Here is a 9,014-nt window from a genome sequence, read left to right on the forward strand (position 1 = left end):
AGCAGAATTGTTTTTTAGAAAAACAATTGGAATGGGTGACCTTTATGGAGGAGGCAGTTGGGATGGAGAAAAGCCACGCATACGATCATTTTCGTACATTGGTAAAACCGGCATTAGCAAGCAAACTCTCGGAATTTCAGATTCTAGGGATTGATTCGGTTTCGGAAAGCAGCTTGTGGAAATATTTGCAAAAGAAAAAATGGAAAAAGGTGAAGGATGAAATCTATTTACATGAAATTATCCAGGATATTCTCGCTGTTAAAGTAAGTAATTACATGAGTTTTGCAACCATTGAAGCCTATAAATCACCTGTTTTCTCTTTAGAGAATGAAAATGAATGGAAGCAATTGCTGAAATAGAACTCCATCATCACTAGCCATCTTCGTCTTCATATTATTGTAAATTGACAGTCTTTCCATATTATTTCATAATGAAGGCAATGGATTTTTCATTATTGTAATAGGCTTGTACGTTTCAGTGCTCTGTTCTATGCCCTAAGGAGGAAGAAATACATAATGGTAAAACGCAGTAGAATAGTCGCTTTCCTGCTCATCATTGTACTGCTGGGAAGCACAATGGGAGTCACCACGAAAAATATAATACACAAAATTAAGCTTGGCCTGGACCTTCAGGGCGGTTTTGAAGTTTTGTATGAAGTTCAGCCTGCGAAGAAAGGACAGGTAATTGATAAAAAGGTTCTCGCTGATACAGCTGAAGCCCTCGACCGACGGATCAATGTTCTGGGGGTTAGTGAACCGAGTATTCAAACCGAGGGAAAAGATCGGATTCGTGTCCAGCTTGCCGGTGTAACCGATCAAAATAAGGCGCGTGAAATTTTATCCACACAGGCAAATTTATCGTTCCGTGATGCCAATGACCGCTTAATGATGGATGGTTCTGATTTAAAGCAGGGTGGTGCTAAGCAAACCTTTGATGAAAATGGAAAGCCAAGCGTTTCCCTTACATTAAAAAGTGCTTCGAAGTTTGCAAAGGTATCAAAAGAAATACTTGATATGGCACCAAACAATGTTCTCGTTATTTGGCTTGATTATCAAAAAGGGAAGGATTCCTTTAAAACAGAAGTAACAAAGAAGGATCCTAAATACTTATCCGCTCCAAGAGTAAGCCAAGTATTTAATCAGGATACCGTATCCATTGTCGGTGATTTTAAAGTTGAGGAAGCTCAAACACTTGCATCACTATTAAATGCAGGTGCACTTCCTGTTAAGCTAAAAGAAGTGTATTCTACATCTGTCGGTGCAAAATTTGGTGAACAAGCCTTACATGATACCATTTTTGCAGGTGTGCTTGGTGTTGCGATTATCTTCTTGTTTATGCTAGTTTACTATCGGTTCCCTGGATTTATTGCCGTTATATCGTTAAGCATCTATATTTATTTAATTATGTTGATATTTGACTGGATGAACGGCGTGTTGACTTTACCGGGAATTGCCGCGATCATTCTTGGTGTGGGTATGGCCGTAGATGCCAACATCATTACCTACGAGCGGATAAAAGAAGAAATTAAGGTCGGAAAGTCGATAAAAGCAGCATTTAATGCAGGAGAAAAAAATGCATTTTCTTCCATTTTCGATTCCAACCTGAATACCATTTTAACCGCTACTGTTTTATTCATTTACGGGACAAGCTCTGTCAAAGGATTTGCCACAATGCTCATCATAAGTGTTTTAATGAGCTTTTTAACCGCCGTTTATGGGTCTAGATTTATACTTGGACTATGGGTGCACAGTGGATTTTTAAATAAAAAATTCAGCTGGTTTGGTGTCAAAAAATCTGAGATGAAAGATATCTCTGAAAATTATGACCCGCTGGATCTTCCTACGAAATTTGACAAAATTGATTTTGTGAAAAATAGAAATAAATTTTTCATTTTTTCAGGATCACTAATTGTAATTGGCTTAATTATACTCATTGTCTTCCGCTTAAATCTTGCGATTGATTTTACTAGTGGGACACGAATTGAAGTTTTATCCAATACACCTGTTACAGCAGAACAAGTAAATACTTCATTTGAAAAGCTTAATTTAAATACAGATGAACCCGTTATCTCTGGGAAAAATCATAATATTGCTTCTGCTCGGATGATTGGGGTTTTATCAAAAAATGAAATTGCAAAATTAAAATCTACTTTTAAATCCGAGTACGGTTCAGAACCGAATGTTAGTACAGTTTCACCAACGGTCGGTAAAGAGCTGGCAAAAAATGCGATCATTGCTGTTTTGATAGCTTCAATTGGGATCATACTTTATGTCACAATCCGTTTTGAAATGCGCATGGCAATTGCTGCAATAGCTGGGATGCTGCATGATGCTTTCTTCATGATAGCCTTTTTCAGCATTACAAGGCTGGAAGTGGACTTAAACTTTATCGCAGCGGTATTAACTATTGTTGGTTATTCAATCCATGATACGATTGTTACATTTGACCGTATGCGTGAAAACATGCATAAGAAAAAACGAATTAAAACGTTTAAGGATATTGTTGATATAGTTAATATTAGTATTCACCAAACCTTAACCCGCTCTCTAAATACTGTTTTAATGGTATTGATTACGGTTATTTCATTGTTGATTTTTGGAAGTCATGCGATTCAAAACTTCTCTATTGCATTGCTCGTCGGCCTTTTAGTAGGAGTATATTCTTCGGTCTTTGTTGCTTCTTCATTATGGGTGGTCTTGAAAGGGAAGGAATTGAAAAAGAAAGGCGTAATCAAAACGGTAAAAGAGAAAAAGAAATATTCAGACCAGCCACAGGTCTAATCAGGAAAACCGCAGGTTCACTGCGGTTTTTGTTTTGACATTCAAAGGACATGGGTTAATATAGGCATCCGCTTTTCTGATTGAAAGCTATTAGCTACTCCTGTATAATATTAAAGTCTGAGAGGTGACGTTTTAGCATGTTAAAGTCAAAAACGAGATGGATTGTTCGAAAGTCCGACCAAGCGAAAACAAAAGAAATCGCAGCTGAATTAAAAATTACACCTCTTGTAGCATCACTGCTTGTTAACCGCGGATTAGATACCGTCGATTCTGCCCGGTTTTTTTTATTTGGCAAGGAACAGTTTCATGACCCTTACCTTTTAAAAGGCATGGACCTTGCTGTAAAAAGAATAAATGAAGCTATTGAAAAACAAGAACCGATTCTAATTTTTGGGGATTATGATGCGGATGGTGTTAGCAGTACTACAGTATTAATGATCACCCTTCGTGATTTAGGGGCCAATGTTCAATTTTACATTCCAAATCGTTTTACCGAAGGCTATGGTCCGAATGAAAATGCCTTCCGACATGCAGCTGAAAATGGAATTAAATTAATTATAACGGTTGATACGGGAATTTCAGCCATACATGAAGCAAATATAGCAAAAGAATTGGAACTTGACCTCATTATTACCGATCACCATGAACCGGGGCCTGTACTGCCAGAGGCACTTGCCATAATCCATCCAAAGCTCCCGGATAGCATTTACCCTTTCCGTGAGCTCGCTGGTGTTGGAGTTGCTTTTAAACTAGCACACGCTCTTTATGGACGGCTTCCTGAACATTTATTTGAAATTGCTGTGATTGGAACGATTGCAGACCTAGTATCCCTTAAGGATGAAAACCGTCTTATTGCCAAAAAAGGTTTAGAAAACCTTAAAGTGACAAATAATATGGGATTAAAAGCTATTTTTAAATTAGCTGGAGTTGACACTAAGTCAATAAACGAAGAAACCATTGGATTTACTCTTGCTCCCAGAATTAACGCTGTTGGACGCTTAGAAAATGCTGATTTGGCTGTAGAGCTTCTCCTTACACAGGATCCTGAAGAAGCTAAAAGCTTGGCAGAGGAAATGGATTCATTAAATAAATCAAGACAGACCATTGTCAATACGATCACAGCTGAAGCCATTGAAGAGGTAGAAAAGAATTATCCTATCGATTCAAACCATGTTCTTGTCATTGGCAAGGAAGGCTGGAATGCAGGAGTTATTGGGATTGTGGCTTCCAGACTGGTCGAAAAATATTACCGTCCGACGATTGTTTTGAGTTTTGACAAGGAAAAGGGGCTGGCAAAAGGCTCTGCACGGAGCATTTCCGGGTTTGATTTATTTAAAAATCTATCGACCTGCCGTGATATTCTGCCTCATTTCGGCGGACATCCGATGGCAGCAGGGATGACACTATCCTTTGAGGATGTGGAACAGCTTCGTGCTAGGCTTAATTCATTGGCTGTAGAGCAGCTGTCTGATGAGGACTTTATTCCCGTTACGTATCTTGATCACGAAGTCAGGTTGGAGGACATAAACTTACCGGCTTTAGATGAACTGAATTTATTATCACCGTTTGGAATGGACAATCCGAAGCCAAAGGTGTTAATTAGTGAAGTACAAATATCGACGATGAGGAAAATCGGCAGTGATCAGAATCATTTGAAGGTTCTGGTAAATGAAAATGGGGCGGATCTTGATGGGGTTGGATTCGGGTTAGGAACTTTAGTGGATCATATTTCTCCCTCTTCCAAAATTTCATTAATTGGAGAATTATCCATCAATGAGTGGAACAATATACGAAAACCACAAATTTTCATCCAAGATATCTCTGTCACTTCATGGCAATTATTTGATCATCGCGGTGGAAAGCGCTTAAGTCATCTTGCCGGTTCCGTACCGAAGGAAAATAGAAAGTTTATTTTGTTTAAAAAGGAACTCTATGAGAAAATAGATTCTGTACTCATTGACGATGTTGTTATTATTGATAATTCCGAAGCAGCTAGGAGTTTAAATCTTTCTGAAACGAATACGGTTTTAGTTGATTTCCCGACCTCAAGAGAAATCCTCTTTGATTTATTTAGAGGTAAACAGCCTGCAAGGATTTATGCCTATCTTTATAAGGAATCCAGCGATTTTTTAAGCACTATTCCAACGAGGGACCACTTTAAATGGTTTTATGCCTTCCTTTTAAAGAAAGGACCAATCGATTTGAAACGCTATGGTGATGAAATTGCAAAACACCGCGGTTGGTCGCGGGAAACGGTCACATTCATGGCAAAGGTATTTTCCGATTTGGAATTTGTAACAATCAAAAATGGATTTATCACATTGAATCAACAAGCGCAAAAGCGTGAATTAACTGACTCAATTACCTATCAAACTAAACAGGCACAACTTTTACTTGAAAAGGATTTATTATTTTCGTCTTTTCAACAATTGAAGGACTGGTTCGACCAGGTCATTCATGAGTTGGTTGAAACGGAGGAGGAATAGAAGAATGGACTTAAAACAATTTATTAGCATTGTCCAAGATTACCCAAAACCAGGAATTAAATTTAAGGATATCACACCTTTAATGAATAATGGCGAAGCGTATAAATATGCTACCGACCAAATTGTAGCTTATGCCAAAGAAAGAGATATCGATTTGATTGTTGGACCGGAAGCGCGCGGGTTTATTATCGGCTGCCCGGTGGCTTATTCGCTTGGAATAGGCTTTGCGCCCGTTCGTAAGGAAGGAAAACTCCCAAGGGAAACCGTTAAGGTAAGCTATGGATTGGAATATGGAAAAGATGTTCTAACCATTCATAAAGATGCCATTAAACCAGGACAGCGCGTCCTGATTACGGATGATTTACTTGCAACAGGCGGAACGATTGATGCAACCATTCAATTAGTCGAGCAGCTTGGCGGTGTCGTAGCAGGAATTGCCTTTTTAGTCGAATTAACTTATTTGGATGGCCGTAAAAAGCTTGATGGATACGATGTTTTAACATTACTTGAGTATTAATTAGAATAGAGGGCACTCATCAAATGAGTGCCTTCTTCTTATAAATTCAAATAGGAATTTGGCGCCCGATTACCAAAATGTTTCGACTTTTACGGAAAAATTACGACAATCTCTTTACATCTTCGTGTTTTTTTTCGATAATAGTAACAATCATTCTTATTTATGAACAAGTTTATGAATGATATTTTTATAATAAATGAGAAGAAAAAAAAGGTGATTTTATGGCGAACGATCAAGTGTTAACCGCCGAACAAGTCATCGACAAAACAAGGGCATATTTAAATGATGAGAATGTTGACTTAGTCAAAAGGGCATACGAATATGCCAAACATGCTCATCGTGATCAATATCGAAAATCTGGCGAACCATATATTATTCATCCCATACAGGTGGCTGGCATCTTAGCTGACCTTGAGATGGACCCTGCAACGGTTGCTGCTGGTTTTCTCCACGATGTTGTTGAAGATACTCCTGTAACGTTAAAAGATTTGGAGCAGGAATTCAATGACGAAGTGGCCATGCTTGTCGATGGTGTAACAAAGCTGGGGAAAATTAAATATAAATCGCACGAAGAGCAGCAGGCAGAGAATCATCGAAAAATGTTTGTGGCGATGGCTCAGGATATCCGGGTTATATTAATCAAGCTTGCTGACCGTTTGCATAATATGAGGACGCTAAAACATCTTCCTGCTGAAAAACAGCGTCGGATTTCAAATGAAACATTAGAAATTTTTGCCCCTCTGGCCCATCGACTTGGAATTTCTAAGATTAAATGGGAGCTTGAGGATACCGCATTAAGATATTTAAATCCGCAGCAGTATTACCGTATTGTAAACCTTATGAAAAAGAAGCGTGCGGAACGCGAGCAATATCTAGAAGATGTCATTGATGAAGTCAAAGGCCGGTTGGATGAAGTATCCATTAAGGCAGAACTTTCAGGGCGTCCCAAGCACATTTACAGTATCTATCGAAAAATGGTGCTGCAAAATAAACAGTTTAGTGAAATTTATGATTTGCTCGCCGTGAGGATTGTGGTGAACAGCATTAAAGACTGTTATGCCGTATTAGGAATCATTCATACGTGCTGGAAGCCAATGCCTGGCCGTTTCAAGGACTATATTGCTATGCCTAAGCCTAATATGTATCAGTCCCTCCACACAACGGTCATTGGACCAAAAGGGGACCCGCTCGAGGTGCAAATTCGAACATCGGAAATGCACAGAATTGCCGAATTCGGAATTGCGGCCCACTGGGCATATAAAGAAGGCAAAACATTAAATGACAGTGCCTCCTTTGAACAAAAATTAACCTGGTTCAGAGAAATTCTCGAATTTCAAAATGACACTGCGAATGCGGAAGAATTTATGGAGTCGTTAAAAATTGATTTATTCTCTGACATGGTTTTCGTGTTTACGCCAAAAGGTGATGTGATTGAGCTTCCATCCGGTTCCGTACCGATTGATTTTGCCTATCGAATCCACTCAGAGATCGGTAATAAAACGATTGGTGCAAAAGTAAACGGCAAAATGGTCACTCTCGACTATACCCTTAAGACAGGCGATATTGTCGAAATTTTAACATCCAAGCATTCCTATGGACCAAGCCAGGATTGGTTAAAGCTGGCACAAACCTCACAGGCAAAAAATAAAATTCGAGCATTTTTTAAGAAGCAGCGCCGTGATGAGAATGTCGACAAAGGAAAAGAGCTTGTAGAAAAAGAAATTCGGGCAATGGAGTTTGATGCCAAGGAAATCTTAACTCCTGAGAATCTTAAAAAGGTTGCCGAAAAGTTTAATTTCATGAATGAAGATGATATGTATGCAGCTGTTGGCTATAATGGGGTAACTGCCCTTCAGGTAGCCAACCGTTTAACAGAAAAATGGCGGAAGAAACGCGATCAAGAGCAATCGGCGAGCATCGCAAATGCCATTTCCGATTTGAAATCCTTTCCTTCTTCTAAAAAGCGCGAGTCCGGTGTCCGAGTTCAAGGGATTGATAATCTGTTAATTCGCTTATCAAGATGCTGTAATCCTGTTCCTGGCGATGAAATTGTCGGATTTATCACAAAAGGGCGCGGGGTTTCCGTTCACCGCTCTGACTGTACGAACATTGACTCGACCGATGCTCAATCAAGGTTGATTCCTGTCGAATGGGAATCCTCCTTGAATGACCGGAAAGAATATAATGTCGATATTGAAATCAGCGGCTATGACCGCCGCGGTCTCTTAAACGAAGTTTTGCAGGCAGTGAACGAAACAAAAACCAATATTTCCGCTGTTTCTGGCAGGTCTGACCGCAATAAAATGGCAATGATTAATATGTCAATTGCGATTCACAATGTGAATCATCTGCATAAGGTCGTTGAGCGAATTAAACAAATTCCTGATATTTATTCCGTCCGTAGAATGATGAATTAAAGGAGTAAAAGATATGCGAGTTGTTGTACAACGCAGTAAAAAAGCAAAAGTGACGGTTAATGGAGAGATTACAGGTCAAATCAACAGTGGTCTTGTATTACTTGTCGGGGTTACCCATGACGACAAGGAAGAAGATGCTGCTTATTTAGCCGACAAAGTTGCAAATCTGCGTATTTTTGAGGATGATGCTGAAAAAATGAATTTATCCTTATTGGATGTTGGCGGAGAAATACTATCTGTTTCACAGTTCACCCTATATGGCGATTGTCGTAATGGCAGAAGACCAAGCTTTATTAATGCAGCCCGCCCGGAACAAGCCACCCAGCTTTACGAAACCTTTAATCGTTTCTTACAGGAAAAAGGAGTACACGTTGAAACAGGCCGCTTCGGGGCGATGATGCAGGTAGAACTGACAAACGACGGTCCTGTCACGTTAATTGTGGATAGCAAGGATCGAAAGGCATAGATTTTGTCCGTATAGAGATTATAGGCGACGGTTTGAATGAGAAATCAATAGATATTGTCGCCTATGAAGGTTATAGGCGACAGTTTGAAAGAGAATCCAATGGATATTGTCGCGTATGAAGGTTATAGGCGACAGTTTGAAAGAGAATCCAATAGATATTGTCGCGTATAGAGGTTATAGGCGACAGTTTGAAAGAGAATCCAATGGATATTGTCGCGTATAGAGGTTATAGGCGACAGTTTGAATGAGAAATCAATAGATATTGTCGCCTATGAAGGTTATAGGCGACAGTGTGAGAGAGAATCCAATAGATATTGTCGCGTATAGAGGTTATAGGCGACAGTTTGA

6 protein-coding genes are annotated in these 9,014 nt (G+C 39.3%); all 6 read left to right on the forward strand.

Features of this window, described 5'->3' with window-relative positions; translation table 11 throughout:
- Window positions 1-62 precede the first annotated feature (62 nt).
- The 6 genes from J2Y67_RS19540 to dtd all read left to right on the forward strand — a co-directional run bounded on the left by J2Y67_RS19540 (window position 63) and on the right by dtd (window position 8,666).
- Window positions 63-359, forward strand: coding sequence for a post-transcriptional regulator (locus J2Y67_RS19540; protein ID WP_310176674.1), 297 nt, complete (start codon window positions 63-65; stop codon window positions 357-359).
- 156 nt (window positions 360-515) lie between these two features.
- Window positions 516-2,780: a protein translocase subunit SecDF gene (gene secDF, locus J2Y67_RS19545; protein ID WP_310176676.1), complete on the forward strand. Its 2,265-nt coding sequence runs from the start codon at window positions 516-518 to the stop codon at window positions 2,778-2,780.
- A 137-nt stretch (window positions 2,781-2,917) separates the two neighbouring features.
- On the forward strand, window positions 2,918-5,266 hold the full coding sequence (recJ, locus tag J2Y67_RS19550; protein ID WP_310176678.1) for a single-stranded-DNA-specific exonuclease RecJ: 2,349 nt from the start codon (window positions 2,918-2,920) through the stop codon (window positions 5,264-5,266).
- A 4-nt stretch (window positions 5,267-5,270) separates the two neighbouring features.
- Entirely contained in the window at window positions 5,271-5,783 is a 513-nt protein-coding gene (locus tag J2Y67_RS19555; RefSeq protein WP_310176679.1) for an adenine phosphoribosyltransferase, read from the forward strand.
- 221 nt (window positions 5,784-6,004) lie between these two features.
- Window positions 6,005-8,200: a RelA/SpoT family protein gene (locus J2Y67_RS19560; RefSeq protein ID WP_310176681.1), complete on the forward strand. Its 2,196-nt coding sequence runs from the start codon at window positions 6,005-6,007 to the stop codon at window positions 8,198-8,200.
- A 13-nt stretch (window positions 8,201-8,213) separates the two neighbouring features.
- Window positions 8,214-8,666, forward strand: coding sequence for a D-aminoacyl-tRNA deacylase (dtd, locus tag J2Y67_RS19565; protein WP_310176683.1), 453 nt, complete (start codon window positions 8,214-8,216; stop codon window positions 8,664-8,666).
- The last annotated feature ends 348 nt before the right edge of the window (window positions 8,667-9,014 follow it).

The sequence above is a fragment of the Neobacillus niacini genome, from assembly GCF_031456445.1.
GTDB classification, from domain to species: domain Bacteria; phylum Bacillota; class Bacilli; order Bacillales; family Cytobacillaceae; genus Neobacillus; species Neobacillus niacini_I.

Coding starts and splice junctions, on each gene's coding strand:
- J2Y67_RS19540 (WP_310176674.1), top strand. CDS start 63: ATGGAGAAAAGCCACGCATACGATCATTTTCGTACATTGGTAAAACCG.
- secDF (WP_310176676.1), top strand. CDS start 516: ATGGTAAAACGCAGTAGAATAGTCGCTTTCCTGCTCATCATTGTACTG.
- recJ (WP_310176678.1), top strand. CDS start 2,918: ATGTTAAAGTCAAAAACGAGATGGATTGTTCGAAAGTCCGACCAAGCG.
- J2Y67_RS19555 (WP_310176679.1), top strand. CDS start 5,271: ATGGACTTAAAACAATTTATTAGCATTGTCCAAGATTACCCAAAACCA.
- J2Y67_RS19560 (WP_310176681.1), top strand. CDS start 6,005: ATGGCGAACGATCAAGTGTTAACCGCCGAACAAGTCATCGACAAAACA.
- dtd (WP_310176683.1), top strand. CDS start 8,214: ATGCGAGTTGTTGTACAACGCAGTAAAAAAGCAAAAGTGACGGTTAAT.